Annotated in this window: 17 protein-coding genes; 9 read left to right on the top strand and 8 right to left on the bottom strand. The window is 64.4% G+C overall.

The annotated features are described in order from the left end of the window. Window positions 1–10 precede the first annotated feature (10 nt). On the bottom strand, window positions 11–715 hold the full coding sequence (locus CJU94_RS27665) for a haloacid dehalogenase type II (protein ID WP_095421799.1): 705 nt from the start codon (window positions 713–715) through the stop codon (window positions 11–13). Window positions 716–842: 127 nt separating this feature from the next. On the opposite strand from CJU94_RS27665, the gene CJU94_RS27660 reads away from it, so the two are divergent. Beyond that, a complete protein-coding gene (locus tag CJU94_RS27660; protein WP_095421798.1) occupies window positions 843–1,694 on the top strand; it encodes a LysR substrate-binding domain-containing protein in 852 nt (283 codons plus the stop codon). Window positions 1,695–1,861: 167 nt separating this feature from the next. Here the strand turns inward: CJU94_RS27660 and CJU94_RS27655 are convergent, their stop codons facing one another. The 3 genes from CJU94_RS27655 to CJU94_RS27645 form a co-directional block, all read right to left on the bottom strand. Then, window positions 1,862–2,986 carry a porin gene (locus CJU94_RS27655; protein ID WP_095421797.1) on the bottom strand — a complete coding sequence of 375 codons (1,125 nt, stop codon included), beginning with the start codon at window positions 2,984–2,986 and terminating at the stop codon, window positions 1,862–1,864. 59 nt (window positions 2,987–3,045) lie between these two features. Further along, on the bottom strand, window positions 3,046–4,731 hold the full coding sequence (locus CJU94_RS27650) for a fatty acid--CoA ligase (protein WP_244220998.1): 1,686 nt from the start codon (window positions 4,729–4,731) through the stop codon (window positions 3,046–3,048). Window positions 4,732–4,916: 185 nt separating this feature from the next. Next, entirely contained in the window at window positions 4,917–7,616 is a 2,700-nt protein-coding gene (locus CJU94_RS27645; protein ID WP_095421795.1) for a winged helix-turn-helix domain-containing protein, read from the bottom strand. Window positions 7,617–7,849: 233 nt separating this feature from the next. Between CJU94_RS27645 and CJU94_RS27640 the strand changes: the two genes are divergently transcribed. From CJU94_RS27640 to CJU94_RS27605, 8 genes are all read left to right on the top strand, one after another. After that, window positions 7,850–8,779: a universal stress protein gene (locus tag CJU94_RS27640; protein ID WP_095421794.1), complete on the top strand. Its 930-nt coding sequence runs from the start codon at window positions 7,850–7,852 to the stop codon at window positions 8,777–8,779. Between the two features lie 42 nt (window positions 8,780–8,821). Further along, window positions 8,822–9,802, top strand: coding sequence for a quinone oxidoreductase family protein (locus CJU94_RS27635; protein WP_095421793.1), 981 nt, complete (start codon window positions 8,822–8,824; stop codon window positions 9,800–9,802). Between the two features lie 10 nt (window positions 9,803–9,812). Further along, the gene (locus CJU94_RS27630) at window positions 9,813–10,661 is read left to right on the top strand and encodes a TauD/TfdA dioxygenase family protein (protein ID WP_095421792.1); all 849 of its coding nucleotides are present in this window, start codon (window positions 9,813–9,815) and stop codon (window positions 10,659–10,661) included. A gap of 59 nt (window positions 10,662–10,720) precedes the next feature. Then, complete coding sequence (locus CJU94_RS27625; RefSeq protein ID WP_095421791.1) at window positions 10,721–11,776, top strand: beta-keto acid cleavage family enzyme; 1,056 nt, start codon at window positions 10,721–10,723, stop codon at window positions 11,774–11,776. A 137-nt stretch (window positions 11,777–11,913) separates the two neighbouring features. Then, complete coding sequence (locus tag CJU94_RS27620; RefSeq protein ID WP_425272202.1) at window positions 11,914–13,239, top strand: MFS transporter; 1,326 nt, start codon at window positions 11,914–11,916, stop codon at window positions 13,237–13,239. A gap of 23 nt (window positions 13,240–13,262) precedes the next feature. Further along, window positions 13,263–13,823 (top strand): RBBP9/YdeN family alpha/beta hydrolase, encoded by a 561-nt coding sequence (locus CJU94_RS27615; protein WP_095421789.1) that lies wholly within the window; start codon window positions 13,263–13,265, stop codon window positions 13,821–13,823. A gap of 60 nt (window positions 13,824–13,883) precedes the next feature. Next, complete coding sequence (locus tag CJU94_RS27610) at window positions 13,884–14,195, top strand: Rieske (2Fe-2S) protein (RefSeq protein WP_095422826.1); 312 nt, start codon at window positions 13,884–13,886, stop codon at window positions 14,193–14,195. A 365-nt stretch (window positions 14,196–14,560) separates the two neighbouring features. After that, a complete protein-coding gene (locus tag CJU94_RS27605; protein ID WP_095421788.1) occupies window positions 14,561–15,211 on the top strand; it encodes a BON domain-containing protein in 651 nt (216 codons plus the stop codon). 99 nt (window positions 15,212–15,310) lie between these two features. On the opposite strand, the gene phbB is transcribed toward CJU94_RS27605, so the two are convergent. From phbB to CJU94_RS27585, 4 genes are all read right to left on the bottom strand, one after another. Then, window positions 15,311–16,033 carry an acetoacetyl-CoA reductase gene (gene phbB, locus CJU94_RS27600; RefSeq protein WP_095421787.1) on the bottom strand — a complete coding sequence of 241 codons (723 nt, stop codon included), beginning with the start codon at window positions 16,031–16,033 and terminating at the stop codon, window positions 15,311–15,313. A gap of 95 nt (window positions 16,034–16,128) precedes the next feature. Further along, complete coding sequence (fabI, locus tag CJU94_RS27595; RefSeq protein WP_208645424.1) at window positions 16,129–16,890, bottom strand: enoyl-ACP reductase FabI; 762 nt, start codon at window positions 16,888–16,890, stop codon at window positions 16,129–16,131. Between the two features lie 8 nt (window positions 16,891–16,898). After that, on the bottom strand, window positions 16,899–18,092 hold the full coding sequence (locus tag CJU94_RS27590) for an acetate/propionate family kinase (RefSeq protein WP_095421785.1): 1,194 nt from the start codon (window positions 18,090–18,092) through the stop codon (window positions 16,899–16,901). After that, window positions 18,089–19,492, bottom strand: coding sequence for a bifunctional enoyl-CoA hydratase/phosphate acetyltransferase (locus CJU94_RS27585; protein ID WP_095421784.1), 1,404 nt, complete (start codon window positions 19,490–19,492; stop codon window positions 18,089–18,091). Before CJU94_RS27585 ends, CJU94_RS27590 begins: the two co-directional genes overlap by 4 nt. Between the last annotated feature and the right edge of the window lie 2 nt (window positions 19,493–19,494).

Raw genomic sequence — 19,494 nt, 5'->3', positions numbered from 1 at the left:
TCCCTGAAATTTACCAGCCAAGTGAAGTGAAGAGTGCCGGCACCTGATCGAGTGTCGCGAGCGTCGCGTCCGGGGTGTAGTCGGGCAGCAAGGTGCGGCCTGTTCCGCGATCGATCCACACGCAGCGAAACCCGATATTGCGCGCGGCCGCGTGATCCAGATGCGGGCTCGCGCAAATATGCACGACGTCGTCCTTCGTTATACCGAGTTGTTCGTGAGCATAGTCGAACAGTCTGCGCGCCGGCTTGTACGCGCCCGCCTGCTGCGCGGTTATCACACGGTCGATGTAGCCGCCGAGCTGCGCGACGTTGCCTGAGATGATGTCATCGTCCGTATTCGACACGATGCACAGGCGATAGCCATCTTCCCTCAGCCGCCGCAGTGTGGACACCACCTCGGGAAACGGCGGCATCGCGGAGATGCTATCGGTCAGCACACCAATGTCGTCCTGCTCGCCGTGCAAGCCGAGTTCTTCGAGCGCGAGACGCAAGCCCTCGCCGGCCACCTGGCGGAACGAGCGATGCGGAGGTGTCTGCTCCAGCGCATGCTCGTGCCGGTCGTAGACCTCGATGAGTTTTGCCGGATCGACGACGTTGCCGTGTTTCGTCCGCAGAATGTCGCCGACCGCGGCCCGCAAACCTTCATCCCATTGGATCAGTGTGCCGTAGCAGTCGAAAGTGAGCCACTGCGGGCGGCCTGTGTTGTGAAGTGACATGATTTGCTCGCTTGGAAACGGGGTTCAGGTGTTCAGAAGTAGCCAGCTTAGGCACGATGGACGATATTTGAAAATTAAATTAAGCTCTTAGATTCAGTTGATTTTCAAATAACGAAGCGAGCCGCTCATGCTTGATCTCGAACTGTTGAACACACTGATTTGCGTCGTCGACGAAGGGAGTTTCACGCGCGCCGGCGAGCGTGTGCATCGAACGCAATCGACGGTCAGCCAGCAGGTGCGCAAACTGGAAGAACTGGTCGGGCGAACGCTGCTGCTGCGCGACCGCACCGGCAATCAGGTGACGGCGACCGAGCACGGCGAGTTGCTCGCGCAATACGCGCGCCGGCTGCTGGCGTTGGCGCAGGAAGCACAGGACGCGCTGGTCAGCGAGGTGGAACTGACGCCGGTTCGTATCGGCGTGCCGGAAGATTTCGACGCGCGGCGCATGTCGGCCATGCTGTCGGGCTTCGTCAAGGCAAAGCCGGGCGTGCGGCTGGAGACCGTCGCCGGCATGAGCGTCGACCTGCAACGCAAGCTGGCGAGCGGCGAGATCGAGATTGCGCTGGTCAAGCGCGAACCGGGCAGTGGGGAGTGTCTGGCGTCATGGCCGGAATCGCTGGTGTGGGTCCGCGGCGGGCAGGTTGAGTTACCGGACGAGTCGGCGGACGAGCCCATCCCACTGGCGCTATTTCCTCACGGGTGCGTGTACCGGCAACGCGCGATTCGCAGCCTCGACCGGGCGCATCGGCGCTGGCGCATCGCGTTCGGAAGTCAGAGTCTCACCGGCATTCAGGCCGCTGTTTCATCGGGTCTGGGGATTTCAGTGCTGCCCACGTCGGCGGTGCTGCCTGAGCATCGACTGTGCACGGGTTTGCCGCGGTTGCCCCCGACGGAGCTTGCGCTCGTGACTTCTCGCGGGGTGCTCAATGCGCTGCAGTTGGCGTTGGTCGAATTTCTGAAGGCGGAAATAAAGGCCTAGGGCCCGAGTTGGCGTGAGCCCGATCCCGATGGCGGGAAACCGAACGGCATGTCGCTTTCGAAAGCTCAATGTGTCCGGGGCCCGCGTCGTACGAATCGCCCATCGGAGCGCGCCGTCCACCTCCACCGGTAGCATCGCGCCGTCACGGCCACTCGTTGGCAGCGTACTCAGAAGTTGTGGCGCAAGCCGAGCATGACCGCCGTGGTGCCAACGCCCGGCGCAACCGGTTGGCCGTAGACGATCGTCTGGTTCATGCCGCCTTGATTGTTCACATGACCGACCTGGGCGTAGGCCAGCGTGCGCTTCGAGACGTTGTATTCGGCGCCGATCGCGATCTCAGTCGACTTGTTCGACGAATGGTTCTTGTCTTTTAGGTAGTAGAGACCGGACGCCACGGTGAATGCAGGCGAAAATCGATAGCGCAGGCCGACGGAGTACATGTCGAGGTTGACCTGATTCGAGTGTGCAGGATTCCTGCCGTTTGCATACGAAGCCGACACGGAAAAGCCCTCGATCGTATACATCCCGCCGAGATAGACAAAACGGTTGTTGTCGACCCCCGTAAGCGGCGCGCCCGGCGCCGGGTTCGCATCATGCCCGTTGTAGTAGACGGCGGCCAGATTGAGTCCGTAGTTTGCATACTTGAGGACCGCCGACTCGCGCGTGCCGCCCTGCCACTGGCCGGCCACGCCGCCAGGCGCGTATTCCAGTCCAAGCGATACGCCGCCGAAAGCCGGCGACTGGTAGACGAGCGCGTTACTGTCATAAAGCGCACCGATCGGCGCATTCGTGCTGGTTCCCGGCCAACCCGCCGCCTGGTTCATCCCGAGCCACGCGGTCAGAATGCTGCCGAAATACTGGGCCGAGCGTGCGTCGGTTTCGGCCATCGCGTAGATCATCGGCACGATCTGACGGCCGGCCGTGAACGTGCCGATTGGCCCCGAGACACCAATTGTCGTGAACTGGTTAAAAACCGCGGTTGTCCCGGGCGTGTCCGTGAGGCCGGATTTGCCCGTGCCGCTGTCGAACGAACCTTGCAGCCTGAAATTGACCTTGTAGCCGGCGCCGATATCCTCGCTGCCGCGGATGCCCCAGATGCTCGAGTAAATACCGCCATCCTTGAAGCGGAACACTTTGCCCGTGTTCGGCGCTTTCGGCGAGAACGTCGCCGCCGAACTGCTCTGATACAGCAGTCCCGCATCGAGGATGCCATAGAGCGTGACCGACGATTGGGCATGCGCGACGCCTGTCCATGCGACCAGCACGGCGGCTGCGGTCAGTTTCACCTTCATTGTGTCTCCGTAGTTTTATCGTTACCGTCATGCGAGGACGGCGGGGTCCGGCGTTGTGATCAATCGGATTGTTGGCGTAGCAGTTTTTTGTCGATCTTTCCGACGCTCGTCCTGGCGATCTCCGCAACGAAGACGATGCGCGCAATCTCGGGTACGGCATAACGGCTGATCCGGTTCGCCTCCACGAGCACGAGCAGATGCGCGCGAACCTCGCTGCCGGTCAACGCCGCATCCGGCTCGCATACGATGAACGCCTGCGGACGCTCGCCCCACTTATCGTCCTTCACGCCGACGACTGCGCTTTCGCGCACGCCCGGAATGGCGTTGATCAGCGCCTCGACCTCGATCGACGAGACCCATTCACCGCCGGTCTTGATGACGTCCTTCATGCGGTCGACGATCTGTACATAGCTGTCCTGTGTGACGACGGCCACGTCTTGAGTGTGCAGGTAACCGCCCGCCCACAGCGCTTCTGAAGCGCCCGGCTTGCCGTGATATCCCTGAGTCAGGAAGGGCGCGCGCAACACGATCTCGCCCTGGCTGCGGCCGTCGCGCGCCACCTCGTTCATGTCCGCGTCGACCACGCGCAGCTCCACCATCGGCACCGGCCGTCCGGCCATGCAGCGCCGCCGAACTTCTTCGTCGATGCTCACGGGCGCCGCGCCCGGCGCGCACTGCGAAAGAGCGACCACCGGTCCGGTCTCGGACATTCCATAGCCGGAAAACACATCGATGCCGCGAGCCAGCGCGGCTCGACACAGCGTCGGCGACAGCGCGGAGCCGCCGATGATCATCTTCCAGCCGGACAGGTCCTGTCCGTCGCGCCCGGAGGCATCGAGCAGCATTTGCAGCAGGGTGGGCACGCAATGCGAAAACGTCACTTTCTCGCTGGCTTTCAACTTGAGCAGCGTGTCGGGCTGATAGCGGCCGGGCAGTACGATCTTCAGGCCGAGCAGCACGGCGATATAGGGCATGCCCCATGCGAGCACGTGGAACATCGGCGTGATCGGCATATAGACGTCTTCGCGGTGCAGCCGCTGGCCCTCTCGCGGGGAGCACAACGTGGTCGCCGTCGCCAGCGCATGCAGCACGATCTGCCTATGGCTGTAGAACACGCCTTTGGGGTCGCCTGTCGTACCGGTGGTGTAGAAGAGCGCCGCGCGCGTGTTCTCGTCGAAGTCCTCGAACGGGAAGTGCTCGGAAGCGGCCGCGAGCAGATGTTCGAATTCGCCCGCGCACGGCATCGCCGGCACATCGAGGCCGCCGCTGTCGCCATCGCCATCGCCATCGCCGTCGGCGGCGATGATCAGGGTGCGCACACTGCGCAGTTCGCCGTGAATCTGCTCGAGGAGCGGCAGAAAATCCGTGTGCACGATCAGCACGTCCGCATTCGCGTCGTTCAATGCATACGCGATCTGCTGCGCGGAAGTGCGCACGTTGACCGTGAGCATGGTCGCACCCATCATCGGGATTGCGAAATATCCTTCGAGGTAGCGGTGGCTGTCCCAGTCCATGATCGCCACGGTCGAACCATGCCGCACACCGAGCGCCGCCAGCGCATTGGCGAGACGGCCGATGCGCCGGTTCAACGCGGCGAACGTGTGGCGCCGCTCGCCGCGATAGGTGATCTGCTGGTCTGGCGAGACGGCAAGTGCGTTCACCAGCAGCTGCCTGACGAGCAGCGGATAGCCATAAGCGGACGGCGTGGGTGTGATCAGGGGGACGGACGGATCGAACGGTTGCACAGCAATGCTCTCCTGCACCGGGAATCGTGGCGGCATCGTGCCGGCTAGTGCAGGCAAGAATACGCAAGGCCCAGCGTGCGAACCCCTCCCGTGACGGGAGGGGTATGGAAAACACTCAGTGTTGGTGGATCAGCCGCGCGCGCACCGGCGCGCCTGGTCTGCGAGACACGCCGCTTGAACCCCTGTCAGGCCTCTTCGAGCAGGCCGAGGACCAGCGCGCGACGCACCGCATGCTTGCGCGAACTGGCGTCGAGCTTGCCGAACAGGTTCTTCAGGTGCCACTTCACCGTGCCCTCGCCGACCGTCGCGGCCGTGGCGATTTCCTTATTCGACAGGTTGCGCGCGAGCAGTTCGAGGATCTCGCGCTCCTTTGGCGTCAGCACGACGCTCGGCACCGCGCGGGGATTGGCCGTGCCGCGCAGCGCGGGCGGCCGCGCAATGCGCGGCACGGCGATCGCGTGAGCGGTCTCGGGGGAATCGGTCTGTTCCGCGCTCACGCGTCTTGCCCAGTCCGCGAGCGCCGGATGGGCATCGGCGAGCGTTCGCGTCAGATCGTAGGTCTGCGCGAGGTTCATCGCCTCGCGCAGCAGCGGCAGGCCGTTTGCGCCGGTCTGCTCGAGCGCGAATGCGCGCAGCGCCATCAATTCGATGCGCGGCACACCGAGCTTTTGCGTCTGGGCGAGTTCCGCCGCCTCGGTGAGAGTATGCAACGCACTGTCGTTGCGCCGCGCCGCCAGGTCGGCGCGGGCGCCTGCAAAGAGCCGCAGCAGGGCCACTGACCCGCGCCACAGCGGTCCTTGCGGTATAGCCGCGTCAGCCAGGATCTCGTCGATGCTGCGCACCAGGGCGTCGCATGTCTGGGCGCGATACCGGCTCGCATGAATACGCACCTGCTCGGCGACGCTGACGATGCGCAGCCGCGGGAGCCGCCGCGCGAGGCCCATTGCGTGCAGCGCTTCGAGCAGGTCGAGCGCGCGGTGCTCGCTGCCGCGCACGCCCGCGACGCGCGCGGCGGTGCAGTAAGCGAGTATCACCGTCTCGGGCGTACCGGCGCGCTCGAGCACATCCAGCCGGTTTGCCAGCAACGCGGCGGCTTCGTCGATCCGATCGGCCTCATAGCTGAGCGCCGCACCGATCGCCGCGAACATGCAGGTAAGCGGATGCCGCCGGCCCAAATCGGCCTCGGCGCTCGTCAGCGCCGGCATCACGACCTCTTCGGCAAGGCGCAACTGGCCTTCGCGCAAGTAGCTCAACGCAACGATGTGATCGCCCCAACGCGCCAGATAGCCGTGCCCTTTGCCGACTTGTCCGCGCGGCACGCGTTGCTGGAAACGTCGCGCTTGCGCCGGCTCGCCGAACAGGACGGAGCGTGCCGACAAGCGGTTTGCGTGGACCTGCGCGAGCCATGATGCGCCGTCGGGCGGATGGTCCGCCCAGGGCTCGAAGAGTTCGACAAAACGGTCGGGTTCGTCAGCGTAATAAGCAGCCGCGCTCAGAATCAGCGCGCACTCGTAGCGCAACTCGGTGTCGACGCCCGGCGCCGCGAGAACGCGCTCCACCTGGCAGCGCGCCTCCTTGTGCCGCTGACCGAGCGCGAGTGCCCAGGCCGCCGCGAGCCGCAGACGAGGCCGCCGTTCGAGTTCCGATTCCGGCAGCCGGTCGAGCCAGTCGAGCACGGTGGCCAGGTGGCCCTGCTTGACCGCATCGTGCAGCCACCGGTCCGCCAACTCGTAGGCGGTCTGGTACTGCCCGGCCGCCAGCGCATGATAGGCGGCCTCCTGCAACATGCCGTGCGCGGCGAGCCACGTCGTCGCTCGCGTGTGGAGCGTGGTCTGCGCGCCGGCGTCGAGCGCCAGCAAGCGCTCGCGCAGCACGTCGCGCACGAGCATGTGCAAGCGGCACCACGGGCCGTCCTCGGACGTGATGAACACCGGAGTTTGCCGCACGAGACCGAGCAGCCGTTCGGGCGCGCCGGCGTCGCCGGTCAGCGCCGCGCACAGGTCGGGATGCAGCATGTCGACGACGCTGATCCGCGTGAGAAACGCCTCGTCTTCAGGGGAGAGCTTGGTGAGCAACGCGCCCACGAGCTGATCGCGCGCCCGGCCCGGGCCGGTTGCCAGCGCGTCGACGGTCTGACGCGGGTCCGCCGCGTGCGCCATGGCCGCGAGCGCGAGTTGCAGACCGAGCGGCCAGCCGTCCGTCGCTTCGAACAAACGCGCGCAGGCATCCGCGTCGATGCGCGGGCCGAAGCGGTTGCCGATCAGCGCGATTGTCTCGTCGAGACGAAAGCGCAGCACCTCGGGACCGACCAGCATTGCCTGTCCATAGGCGAGCAGATCGCCGAAAGCCACTTCGAGCCCGCTGCGCGCGGCAACGACGATTCGCAGGTTCGGCGGCGCGTTGTGTAACACGTACGCGAGCACTTCCGCGCCGTCGGCCGGCATCCGGTCGGCGTCGTCGATGAACAGCACGACATCGAGCGACAGCCGCGCCACTTCGGCGAGCCACGCGGTCGCGCCATCCAGACCGCCGGCGACTGCCGGCGCGCCCTCCAGCAGCAGCCGGCCGAAGTCGGGCCGCGCGCAAGCCGTGCGCATGGCATGAACCAGGCCCGGCAGGAGGTGGTCGGCGTCGTCACGCTCGTCGGCAAGCAGCCACGCTACCGTGGCGCCGGCAGTCAGATGCTCGCGCCGCCACTGGGCGAGCAGCGAGGTCTTGCCGAATCCGGCGGGCGCTTGCACCAGCACGAGCGGCTGGTGATTGAACGACGGTCCTACCGCGCTCAGGCGTGAGCGCGCCAGCAGATGGAGCGGTGCGCGCGGCGGGATCGTCTTCAGGACGATCTCTGTCGTAGCGGATTCACTGCCAAAGGAAGTGGTGGACATCTGGCGAGATTGGACTACGTTGCGGCGCGGCAGGGCGGGATGCTTCTGCCGACAGCACGTTTACAGGATGGGTCGGATTGTTTGCATGCGTCAAGCCCCTCCCTTCGAGGGAGGGGCGCACGTGGCGCCGACGGACTACGCTATGGTTCAACGGGTCTACGGTGTGGGAAAGGTCTCACTTTCACATGCCGATTCGGCCGGCCTACACAGCCTATCGGTGAGCAATATATCTCATGTACCGTCACCTTCTCGTCCCAGTCGACGGCGCCGACGCTTCAATCGAAGCGCTGGGTCAGGCGGTCGAATTCGCCCAGTCGATCGGTGCGCGGATCACATTCTGCCCGCTGCCGGCCGCACTCACGGGCTCGCGTCTGGATGCGGGAGTCGATCGAGACGCGCAGCCGGCCGACGGCGAAATGACCCGGGAACTGCTCGTGCGGGCCGAAGCAGCGGCACGGGCGCAAGGCGTGCCGTGCTCGCTCGCCACCCCCGGCGCGAATGCGCCGCTGCCGCTTGCCGCGCTTGCCCATGCTCAGGGCTGCGATCTGATCTGCGTCGCTCCGCGCCCGGCGGCGGCCGGAACATCGGCGGACGGCACGACGACGGTCGACGGCGGCGGCATCGCGGTGCTGGTCTGCGCGATCGATTCGCGTCCGGCAGTCGTACGGGCGATCGGCATTCTGCTTGCCGGGCAACGCGCTATCTCCGCGCACCTGCATGCCGCGCTCCGCGCCGCCCGGGTGAGTCGCGGGACGAATCCACAGTACGAGCCGACAACGTTGCACGCGCTCGCCAGCCGGCTGAACGAGTTGAAGCCGAAACAAAACGCGATGACGGAAGCCCTGTTTGCGCGACTGCGCGAACGCACCTCCGCGGTCGATGCGGAACTTGACGAGCTGGGACGGCAGCATCAACGTGCCATGCAGATGTTCGACGAATTGGGCCCGTTGATCGCAAGCAATGACGAATTCGCGGCAACCGCCGTGCGGCTCGAAGAGGGTCTGCGCGCATGCGCGCAGTTCACCTGGGAAAACATGGGCCGCAAGGAAGGCGTGGTGCTGCCAGCCGCGCGGCGCTATTTGAGCGACACGGACTGGAACGCACTGGCGCAAGCGTTTGGCGCCGGCTGCGCCGATGAACAGCCGAACACCCGGACGCTGTAAAGAACACGCGTCCAAAAGCCCTCACAAAGACTGGAGACATGAATGGCACATGCAATTCGAATGCACGAAACGGGTGGCCCCGAAGTATTGCGCTGGGAAGAGGTCGTCGTGGGCGATCCGGGCCCCGGCCAGGTCCGCCTGCGCCATGAAGCAATCGGACTCAATTTCGCCGACACCTACTTCCGCTCCGGCCTGTACCCCATGCCTTTGCCTGCGGGCATGGGCGTCGAAGCGGCGGGCATTGTCGAGGCGGTCGGTCCGAACGTGACGAACGTCGCGGTGGGCGACCGTGTTACGTACACCGGTTTTCTCAACACGCTTGGCGCTTATAGCAGCGAGCGGATAATCGCGGCTGCGCCGCTGATCCGGCTGCCCGCAGGCATCTCGTGCGAAACAGCCGCTGCGATGACAATGCGCGGCCTCACGTCCGCTTATCTGCTGCGGCGCATCCATGCATTCCGGCCCGGCGACACGATCCTGCTGCACGCTGCCGCCGGCGGCGTCGGACTGATCGTGTCGCAGTGGGCGAAGCTGCTCGGTCTGATCGTGATCGGCACGGTCTCGAACGAAAGCAAGGCGGCGGTCGCCCGCGCGCATGGCTGCGACTATACGATCGACTACAGCCGCGAGGACGTCGCGAAACGCGTGCGCGAATTGACTGAAGGGGCCGGCGTCGACGTCGTATTCGACAGCGTTGGCAAAGACACCTTCGACGCATCGCTCGATTCGCTACGGCGACGCGGCCTGATGGTCTGCGTCGGCACCGCGTCCGGACCGATTCCGCCGTTCAATCCGCAAATCCTTGCGATGAAGGGATCGCTCTATCTGACGCGCCCGGCGCTCGCCGACTACATCGCCGATCCCGCCGAAAAAGACGCCCTGGCCGGCGAATTGTTCGACCACGTCGCGGCCGGCCGCATCAAGATCGAAATCAATCAGCGCTACGCGTTGCAGGATGCCGCCCAGGCCCATCGCGACCTCGAATCGCGCCGGACAACCGGCTCATCCGTACTGTTCGTCTGAGGAAAAAGCCATGCGGATCGAACCCCTTACCTGCAGTATCGGCGCGGAATTGCTCGGCGTGCATCTCGCCGACGCGATCCATGACGATGGGCTGTTCGCTGCCATCCGCGCCGCGCTGCTGAAGCACCGCGTCGTGTTCCTGCGCGATCAGGACATCACCCGCGAAGAACACGTTGCCTTTGCGCATCGCTTCGGCGAACTCGAGGATCACCCGGTGGCCGGCAGTGACCCGGAGCATCCGGGACTCGTGCGGATCTACAAGACCCCGGATCAGCCCAACGATCGCTATGAAAACGCGTGGCATACCGATGCGACGTGGCGCGCCGCGCCTCCTTTCGGTTGCGTGTTGCGCTGTGTCGAATGCCCGCCCGTCGGCGGCGACACGATGTGGGCGAACATGGTGCTGGCGTATGAAAACCTGCCGCCCCACGTGAAGGCACAGATCGCCGATCTGCGAGCGCGCCACAGCATCGAAGCAAGCTTTGGCGCGGCCATGCCGATCGAAAAGCGGCTGGCGCTGAAAGCGCAATATCCGGATGCCGAACACCCGGTGGTTCGCACGCACCCGGAGACGGGCGAGCAAGTCCTGTTCGTCAACGCCTTCACGACGCACTTCACGAACTATCACACGCCAGAGCGCGTTCGCTTCGGCCAGGACGCCAACCCCGGAGCCGGCCTGCTGCTCAATTACCTGCTCAGCCAGGCGCAGATTCCCGAGTACCAGGTGCGCTGGCGCTGGCGGAAAAACAGCATCGCGATCTGGGATAACCGCAGCACCCAGCACTACGCAGTGATGGATTACCCGCCTTGCCACCGCAAGATGGAACGCGCGGGAATCATCGGCGACGTGCCCTTCTGATCACCGACGCCAGCGGCCCTGCCGTCTCGCGTCAATCTCACGGAAACAGAGAGGAAAAAATGCAATTTCTCGACGACTCGTTGCACCCCGAAAACATGGAACCCGTAGTCATCACGGTCGCACCGTACGGACCCGAATGGATGCCGGCTGACTTCCCCGAAGACATTCCGGTCACGATGGAAGAACAGATCCAGAAAGCCGTTGACTGTTACGACGCCGGCGCGACGGTGCTTCACCTGCACGTGCGCGAACTCGACGGCAAAGGTTCGAAACGGCTCTCGAAGTTCAACGAACTGATCGCGGGCGTGCGCGCCAGAGTGCCCGACATGATCATCCAGGTGGGCGGTTCGATCTCGTTCGCGCCAGAGGACGACGGACAGGCCGCCAAGTGGCTGTCCGACGACACGCGCCACATGCTGGCCGACCTCGAACCGAAGCCCGATCAGGTGACGGTCGCGATCAACACCACGCAGATGAACATCATGGAGTTGCTGTATCCGGAGTACCTGGAGGGCACCTCGCTGGCCAATGAAGCCTTGAAGGCGGCCTACAGCGAAATGACCGTGCCGGCGGGCCCGGCGTGGGTGGAGGAGCACTTGCGGCGCCTGCAGGCCGCCGGCATTCAGCCGCATTTTCAGCTGACCGGCATTCATGCACTGGAAACGCTGGAGCGGCTGGTCCGACGAGGGGCGTACAAGGGGCCGCTGAACCTGACCTGGATCGGCATCGGCGGCGGCTTCGACGGCCCCAACCCGTTCAACTTCTTCAATTTCATTCATCGCGCGCCGAACGGCTGCACGCTGACCGCCGAGTCCCTGCTGAAGAACGTGTTGCCGTTCAACACCATGGCCCTCGCGATGGGCCTGCATCCCCGTTGCGGTATCGAGGACACGATCATCGACCAGCATGGCGAGCGCATGAGTTCGGTGCAGCAGATCGAACAGACGGTGCGGGTGGCGCGCGAGTTGGGCCGGGAGATCGCGACCGGCAAAGAGGCGCGCGAGATTTACCGGATCGGTGTGCAATACAAGGACATCGACGCAACGCTGAACGCCAACGGGATGATGCCGAACCGCCGCGGCGCGACGAAGTACGCACCGCTGCAGGTTGCCTGAAATTTGCGGCATCCCCATCAACATTGACAGTCTCATGGCGAAAGCTGGGCGTCGCGTGATGCCCAGCCTTCAAAGGGGTCCGGTGCGCAGCGATGTGCACGAGAGAACCGCGTCGCCGAGCACTGGAGGAGACAATTTTGTACTTTCACGATATCGAGCTCGAGACCGGCAAGATCGACTCCGCCCCGGCGATCTCACGCACGTATGCATGGACCGTGTTCGCGCTGACACTCGGGCTGTTGTTGTCGGACTACATGTCACGTCAGGTTCTGAATGCGGTCTTTCCGTTGCTGAAGACGACATGGGCGCTGTCGGATACGCAGTTGGGTTCGCTCAGTAGCATCGTCGCGCTGATGGTCGGTGTGCTGACTTTCCCTTTGTCCGTCCTCGCCGACCGCTGGGGCCGCGTGAACAGCATCGCGCTGATGGCGGGGCTGTGGAGTCTTGCAACGCTGGGCTGTGCCATTTCGACCAGCTACGGTGAAATGCTCGTGGCGCGTGCGTTCGTCGGGCTGGGCGAAGCGGCGTATGGCAGCGTCGGCGTGGCGCTCGTCCTGAGCGTATTCCCGGCCCATCTGCGCTCCACACTCACGGGCGCGTTCATGGCGGGCGGCGCGTTCGGCTCCGTACTCGGCATGGCGTTAGGCGGTGGCATCGCAGCCCACCTCGGATGGCGCTGGTCCTTCGGCTCGATGGCCGCTTTCGGCCTTCTGCTCCTCATCGTCTATCGCATCGTCGTGACGGAAAAGCGCTTGGCGCGGCTTCGGGCGGAAGTCAGTGTCGCCGCTCCGTGCAAACCCGGCGTACGGCTCAGCTTGCGGTTGCTGGTGCAGGGACTCTTTGCTTCCAGGTCCGTCGTGTGCGCGTACGTCGGCAGCGGCTTGCATCTGTTCGTTCCCGCTGCCCTGTTTGCCTGGATGCCCAGCTACCTGAACCGCTATTACGCGATGACACCCGGCAGCGCCGCGGTCGCCGCGTCGGGATTCGTCCTGCTGACGGGCCTCGGGATGGTGGTGTGCGGCATGCTGACCGACCGGATCAGCCGCGCGGTGCCGGTAAGAAAGTGGATCACCGCCATTGCCTACTGCATGGTGTCGTTCGCAGTGCTGGGAACGGCCTTCCGCTTACATGCCGGCGCGCTGCAACTTGTGCTGATCGGTATCGGCATGTTCGTCAGCGCCGGCGCTTCCGGGCCGTCAGGTGCAATGGTGGCCAACCTGACACCCTCATCCATTCACGCCTCCGCTTTTGCGACGCTGACGCTCGCCAATAACCTGATGGGCCTCGCACCAGCCGCCGTGCTGACCGGGATGATCGCGGACAGAATCGGCCTGCTGGGCACCTTGCAGATCGTGCCCATTGTCCCCCTTGTTGGCGCAATCGCGTTCTTCGCGGGCAAGCGCAGCTATGCGAAAGACCTGCGCCGCCTGAGTGCAACGCGCGACCAGCCCACACCTCGCTAATATTTTTTGTTCGAGTACGTGCAATGACAGCTTCTTCACCGCCAACCATCCTGATCGTTCCCGGCCTTCGGGATCACGTGGAGGATCACTGGCAAACGATCCTCTCCCGCAAGCTGCCCAAAGCGCGCGTGGTGCCGCCACTGGAACGCGACAAGCTGAACTGCGCCGCCAGGGTCGAGGCGCTCGATCAGGCGCTTGCCAGCATCGCGGGTCCGGTGGTGCTGGTATCGCACAGTGCCGGAGTGATGATGACGGTGCACTGGGCGCAGCATCATCAGCGCGACATCCAGGGCGCGCTGCTGGCGGCGCCGCCGGATTTCGAAACGCCGTTGCCGGACGGCTATCCGGCACTCGATGTGCTGCGCGAGCACGGTTGGCTGCCCACGCCGCGAACCCGGCTGCCGTTCCCGAGCATCGTGGCGGCCAGCACGAACGATCCCCTCGCGAGCATCGAGAAGGTCACCCAGCTGGCGAGCGACTGGGGCAGCCGGCTAGTCGACGTCGGAGCAGTCGGCCATCTCAACCCCGCCTCGGGATACGGCGAGTGGCCACGCGCGTCGGGATTCATCCGTGAACTCAGTTGAGGAGTCGGCGTGCTCAGTCAAAGCAATCGCTCCACGGCTTGCGGCCAGGAAGCGCCACGGCTGATTCCGATCGACACTGTCGATGAATTGCCCCCCGGCAAGCGCAAGCTCGTCTTCGTCGACGGCCGCAGCGTCGTCATCTTCAATATCGAAGGGACCGTTTACGCGATCGAAAACTCGTGCCCCCACAATGGCGCGTCGCTTGCGAGTGGTCAACTCGATGGCCACGTATTGCGTTGCCCGGCGCATGGCCTGCGCTTCGATCTGGCGACAGGTTGTATCCGCGGGGCCGGCAGCCTGTGTCTCACAACGTTCCCTGTGCAAAAGGCCGAGAGCGGCGTCGTTGCGAGCGTCACGCGCACGGAAGTCTGAAATCGACTGCGAACTCCCGCTTGCCATTACAGCGCATCATGCGGGGCAGCACGGCTGATGCGCACGCAGGCGCTGGCTAGTTCGCTGCATCGGCGACAGGCCGCGGAGCGCTTATCCGAACGCCGGCGCGCGCCAGTCAGGCATTGATGTAACTCAACTGGCGCGGCGGCTTCGAAAGCTATGCTGAGTTCAGCAGCGCTTCGAGATGAATCGACGAAGGGCTTGGTGAACTGCGCGCTGGAAAGACGTCATGGTCATGCGCGCGATCGGATCTCTGGCGCGCGAGCGTCGATCACGGTGCTGCGTGACGGCGAAATCAGCCGTCATTCAGGCAGATGAGCACAGGGAAATGACAGGAGAGCGCAATGAAAACGGACCGGCAGTTGCAGGCAGAAGTTGCGGACGAGTTGGCGTGGGATCCTGCGGTGTCGCTGGCGGACATCGACGTGGAGGTGAAAGAGCGGGTTGTCACGCTGTCCGGCCATCCGTCGAGTTATGCGGAAAAGCTGGCCGCCGAGAAGGCGGCGAAACGGGTGGCGGGCGTGAAGACGGTAGTTTCCAGAATGGATATTCGCCTGCCCCACAGCGACGTCAGAACGGATGAGGACATTGCGAACGCTGTCCGGTCGATCCTGAAGTGGACCGTTGGCGTATCCGATGTCCACGTCCAGGTGCAAGTCGACAACGGATGGGTGACATTGCGAGGCAGGCTCGAGCGCGCCTATCAGCGTCATCTCGCCACGCGCATGATCAATCCCATGCGTGGCGTGAGGGGAGTGTCGAATCTCATCGACGTGCATGAGAGCCCGGCAGGGGAGGATATCGGCGACAGCATCCGCAAAGCCCTCGTGCGTCACGTCGAGCGCGAAGCGGATCGCATTGGCGTCAGCGTGCGGGACGGCACGGTGACGCTGACGGGCAAGGTCGGCTCGTATGCGGAGCGATCGATCGCGCGCGGAGCGGCATGGGCCGCGCCTGGCGTACACGCGGTCAACGACGATCTGACGATCGGATAGCGAGACATCTAGTGTGAGAGCGGGCGCATCGCGCGGAAACATTTCCGCCGATTCGCCCGCCATGGCGTTCATCCGTCCAGAGGACGGCGCCCGTCCCGCCTACGCCATATATTTGCCACCGTTGATCGACAGCGTGGCTCCGTTGATGAACGCCGCGTCATCCGCGACCAGGAAGACGATGCCGCGCGCGATTTCATCCGGCGTCGCCAGTCTTCCCGCCGGCACGCCACTGACTATCGTTTTCAGAATGTCGTCCGGCACACCGTGCACCATGCCCGTATCCGTATAGCCTGGGGCGATCACATTGGCCGTAATGCCTCGCGATGCGCCTTCGAGCGCGAGCGCCTTGGTAAAGCCGATCAGCCCCGCCTTGGCTGCGGCATAGTTGGTCTGGCCGAACTGCCCGGAAAGCGCGTTGACCGAACTGATATTCACGATCCGTCCAAAGCGGCGCTCGCGCATGCTTTCGATGACAGCCCGGCACGTATTGAAGCATCCGCCCAGATCCACGTCGATCACACTGCGCCATTGCTCCAGCGTCATTTTGTGCAGCGTGCTGTCACGGGTGATGCCGGCATTGTTCACGAGCACATCGATCGGGCCCGATTGCGCGACGATCGTGGCAATCGCTTGCTGGGTGGCATCGAAGTCAGCCACGTTCCAGCCGAAGACGGGAATGCCCGTTTCTTTATGAAATGCATCGGCCTCGGCATCGTTTCCGAAATAGTTGGCAATCACCGAGTAGCCGGCGCCTTGCAACTGTCTTGCTGTTGCCGCTCCGATTCCACTGACTCCGCCGGTAATGAGCGCCGTTCTTGTCATCGCATGCTCCTGTTAGAAAGCGAAGAAATCGTTTGTTTATCGAGAGCCGGGTGGGCCCGGAATCCGCATCAGCCGCGCGCACGGGCTCGATAGGTTCACGCCGTGATATGAAAGCCCGCGTCCGCGTAGATGGTGGAGCCGGTTAGTGTCATCCCCGCCTCGCTCGCGAGCACGGTCGCAATCCGGCCGATTTCGTTAATCGTGACGAGATGCTGCGCGGGCGTATGCGTGCGGACGTCGTCGAGCAGTGCATCGAAATGGTCGATGCCGGATGCGGCGCGTGTTTTCACCGCGCCTGCCGAGATCGCATGGACATGGACGCGACGTGCCGCCAGATCGACGGCAAGGTAACGCACGCTCGATTCGAGCGCGGCCTTGACGGGCCCCATCACGTTGTAATGATCCACCGCGCGCTCGGCGCCCAGAAAGCTCACGGTCATCAGGCTGCCGCCGTCCGGCATCAGCGGCAACGCGAGCTTTGTCATGCGGATGAACGAATGGCACGACACATTCATCGCGAGGGCGAAGCCCTCGGCCGAGCAGTCGACGAGGCTCGCGTGCAGGTCGTCGGCGGGTGCGAAGGCGATCGAATGGAGCACGAAGTCGAGCCGCCCCCACTCTTTCGTGATCGTCTCGAAGACGGCTTCTAGCTGACCCGGAACACGCACGTCGCATGGCATGACGAGAGGCGCACGAAGCGTCTGGGCAACCGGGCGGACGAACGGCTCGGCCTTGTCGTTCAGATAGGTGACGGCGAGTTCCGCGCCGGCCGCGCGAAACAGCGTCGCACAGCCGGTGGCGATGCTGTGCTCGTTCGCAATGCCGACGACCAGGCCGCGCTTGCCCGAAAGGTCGATGATGGAATTCACGATTTCAATGCCTCGCGATGCAATACCGCAATCGCCTCGTTGGCGATGATCTGCTCTTCATCGGTCGGCAGCACGAGGACCGTTATCTGGCTGCGCGCGCTGCTGATCACACGTGCGTTGCTGTCGTTCGCTTCGCGATCGAGTTCGACGCCCAGCCACGCGAGGCGCTCGCATACGGCAACGCGCACCGCGGGTTGATGCTCGCCGATCCCGGCGGTGAAGACGAGACTGTCGAGGCCGCCTAGCGTGGCGGCGAGCCGCGCGGCCTCGCCCGCGATGCGAAAGGCGAACAGCTCCAGCGCCTCGCGGGCTTCCGGGCGGTGGCTCGCCTGCAGTTCGCGGCTGTCCGCGCTGATACCGGAAACCCCGAGCAGACCGGACTGCTCATAGAGCATGTGTTCGACCTCGTCGACGCTGAGGCCGTGCTGTTCGAGCAGGTGTAGAAGAACCCCGGCGTCGAGCGCGCCGCATCGCGTGGCCATGGGAATTCCGTCGAGTGTCGAGAAACCCATGCTCGAGTCGCGGCTTGCGCCGGCCTCGAATGCACACAGGCTTGCGCCGCTGCCTAGATGGGCGGCAACGACCTTGCCGCGTGCGAGTTGCGGGAATTGCAGTTCGAGCTGGCCGTGAACGAATTGATATGACAGGCCATGAAAACCGTAGCGCTTGATGCCCTTGTCGAAGAGTCCGCGTGGAATCGCAAAGCGTTGGACCAGCGCAGTCTGCGTACGGTGAAATGCCGTGTCGAACGACGCGGCCTGCAGCAGATGCGGCCGCAGATGCCGGATCGCCCGGATCAGCCGGACGCTCTGGGGCTGATGCAACGGCGCAAGCGGGACGAGGGCGGTGATGGCCGCAAGCGTTTCGTCCGTGATGGCGACGGGACCGGCGAAGCGATCGCCGCCATGCACGACGCGATGGCCGACTGACACGAGATCGTCGAGCGGAAAATGCGTGGCGAACCAGCCGAGCGTTTCGTCGAGCACGTCGTGCAGATCTTCGGTGACGGCAGACCGCAGGGCAATGTCTGCTGTCTTGCCGCCATTCACGAGGTGCAACTGCAAGGGTTGATGCCGGAAGTCGATCATGCCCTGGCCGATTCTCACGGCTTCACCGGCGACGACGCGAAACAGCCCGATCTTGACCGTCGACGAGCCGGGGTTGAAGGTGAGCAGAAGAGGGGCGCTCATGATGCGAGCAGTTCGCTCAGGCGGCTTTCGGCGACGAGCCTGGCAAGCGCGACCGATGCGAGGCGCACCCGCAGGCTATCGGCGCGGCTCGTCAGGATGATCGGCAGCCGCGCGCCGACGATGAGACCCGCGGCGTCGGCGCCGGCGAAATACACTAATTGCTTCGCCAGCATGTTGCCGGCTTCGAGATCGGGAACCAGCAGAATGTCCGCCTGACCGACCACCGGGGAGTGGACACCTTTGGTCGTCGCCGCGGCGAGGCTGATCGCGTTGTCGAAGGCGAGCGGGCCGTCGACCAGCGCACCGGTTATCTGGCCGCGTGCGGCCATCACGGTGAGCGCCGCCGCGTCGAGCGTGGTCGGCATCGCCGGATTGACGGTTTCAACGGCCGCGAGCACGGCGACCCGCGGCTGCTCGATGCCTAGAACATGCAGCAGGTCGATCGCGTTCTGGCAGATATCGCGTTTTTGCGCGAGAGTCGGCGAGATATTGACCGCCGCATCGGTGACGATCAGCGGTTTAGGGTAAGCGGGTACGTCCATCGCATACACGTGGCTGATGCGCCGGCCGGTTCGCAGGCCAGACCCGGCAGCGACGACCGCGGAGAGCAGTTCGTCGGTGTGCAGCGTGCCTTTCATCAACGCGGTGACCTGGCCGGCGGCGCCCAGTTCGACGGCGCGCGCGGCGGCGGCGTGACTGTGCGCGACCGCTTCGATCGTGATGCCGGCGAGACTCACGTTAGCGGCTTCGGCGGCGGCGCGGATTTTGGCTTCGGGACCGACGAGTATCGGATCGAGCAGGCCTTCGTCACGCGCTTCGAAGACCGCCTGAATCACATCCGGTGAACAGGGATGCACGACGGCCGTGCGCAGTGCGGTATGAGTGCGCGCTTCGCGAATGAATGCCTCGTAACGGTCGTGCCGGCGCACGGACACTTCGGGTTGCAGGGTGGGATGCCACACGATCGGTGCCGACGGTGCAATCACCGTGGCCGTGCCGAGCAGAACGGTGTCGCCCTTCTGATTCGTGCAGCGCGTGTCGAGCAGCACGATCCGCTTCTCGGGGCGTTTTTCTTTCACCGTCACCGTGGCGGTGATCGTGTCGCCCGGCGCGACCGGGTGGCGGAACTGCAGTTCCTGATCCAGATAGATGGTCCCAGGACCCGGCAGCCGGGTGCCGAGCAGCGCGGAGATCAGCGCGCCGGTCCACATGCCGTGAACGACGATATGGCCAAACAGGTCGCTCGACGCGAAGGTCGCGTCGGTATGCGCGGGATTGACATCGCCCGACACGGCGGCGAACAGGTCGATGTCGATTTGCCCCGCTGTCCGCACGAGCGATGCGGATTCGCCGATCGCCAGTTCATCGAAGGTCCGGTTATGCAGCAGAAGATCGTTCACGA

Source organism: Paraburkholderia aromaticivorans (assembly GCF_002278075.1).
Taxonomy (GTDB): domain Bacteria; phylum Pseudomonadota; class Gammaproteobacteria; order Burkholderiales; family Burkholderiaceae; genus Paraburkholderia; species Paraburkholderia aromaticivorans.
This window is presented reverse-complemented; position numbering and strand designations above follow the sequence as displayed.

Excerpts from the sequence above, each read along its gene's own strand:
- phbB (WP_095421787.1), bottom strand. The coding sequence starts at position 16,033 with ATGACAAGAACGGCGCTCATTACCGGCGGAGTCAGTGGAATCGGAGCG.
- CJU94_RS27615 (WP_095421789.1), top strand. The coding sequence starts at position 13,263 with ATGACAGCTTCTTCACCGCCAACCATCCTGATCGTTCCCGGCCTTCGG.
- CJU94_RS27645 (WP_095421795.1), bottom strand. The coding sequence starts at position 7,616 with ATGTCCACCACTTCCTTTGGCAGTGAATCCGCTACGACAGAGATCGTC.
- CJU94_RS27660 (WP_095421798.1), top strand. The coding sequence starts at position 843 with ATGCTTGATCTCGAACTGTTGAACACACTGATTTGCGTCGTCGACGAA.
- CJU94_RS27655 (WP_095421797.1), bottom strand. The coding sequence starts at position 2,986 with ATGAAGGTGAAACTGACCGCAGCCGCCGTGCTGGTCGCATGGACAGGC.
- CJU94_RS27590 (WP_095421785.1), bottom strand. The coding sequence starts at position 18,092 with ATGAGCGCCCCTCTTCTGCTCACCTTCAACCCCGGCTCGTCGACGGTC.
- CJU94_RS27640 (WP_095421794.1), top strand. The coding sequence starts at position 7,850 with ATGTACCGTCACCTTCTCGTCCCAGTCGACGGCGCCGACGCTTCAATC.
- CJU94_RS27605 (WP_095421788.1), top strand. The coding sequence starts at position 14,561 with ATGAAAACGGACCGGCAGTTGCAGGCAGAAGTTGCGGACGAGTTGGCG.
- CJU94_RS27635 (WP_095421793.1), top strand. The coding sequence starts at position 8,822 with ATGGCACATGCAATTCGAATGCACGAAACGGGTGGCCCCGAAGTATTG.
- CJU94_RS27665 (WP_095421799.1), bottom strand. The coding sequence starts at position 715 with ATGTCACTTCACAACACAGGCCGCCCGCAGTGGCTCACTTTCGACTGC.
- CJU94_RS27625 (WP_095421791.1), top strand. The coding sequence starts at position 10,721 with ATGCAATTTCTCGACGACTCGTTGCACCCCGAAAACATGGAACCCGTA.
- CJU94_RS27630 (WP_095421792.1), top strand. The coding sequence starts at position 9,813 with ATGCGGATCGAACCCCTTACCTGCAGTATCGGCGCGGAATTGCTCGGC.